Here is a 427-nt window from a genome sequence, read left to right as displayed (position 1 = left end):
TCCGGTGGAATCAGCGTCACCAGGCGTCCGACTTCGTCATAGCGGTCTTGGTTGATCGCACCGGGCGAATCTTGCTCGGCGATCAATCGTCCCTGTTCGTCGTAGGACTTGAGGTGTTCGCCACCATCCAACTCAACCTTGCGCACCAACCGCGCCCGGTCGTCATGGACGTAAACCTCTTCGCTACCGTCGACGTTTTTGACCACGACGCCGCCTTGGTCATCCCAGGTGTAAGCCGTGTCCATCTGCGAAACCGAAGCCCGGTGCCGGACACATCGCGCAGCCTTGCCGGACTTTTCCCACTCCCAGAAGTGACTCGCCCCACCGGCCAATTGCCGCTGCAGGATCACGTGCTGATCGTCGTAGTCGTAGCGTTCGCTTTCGCCCGCAGCGTTGGTCGCCTCGACCAGGCGATGCCGGGTGTCGT

Annotated in this window: 1 protein-coding gene; it reads right to left on the bottom strand. The window is 61.4% G+C overall.

The genetic code is table 11. The annotated features are described in order from the left end of the window. The coding region (locus BK665_RS33925; RefSeq protein ID WP_511261986.1) for a hypothetical protein at positions 1-427 on the bottom strand (427 nt) is incomplete at both ends.

The sequence above is a fragment of the Pseudomonas frederiksbergensis genome (genome assembly GCF_003732665.1).
In the GTDB taxonomy this organism is placed as follows: Bacteria; Pseudomonadota; Gammaproteobacteria; order Pseudomonadales; family Pseudomonadaceae; genus Aquipseudomonas; species Aquipseudomonas frederiksbergensis_G.
The sequence above is the reverse complement of the archived record's forward strand: the minus strand, read 5'-3'. Positions and strand labels throughout refer to the sequence as shown.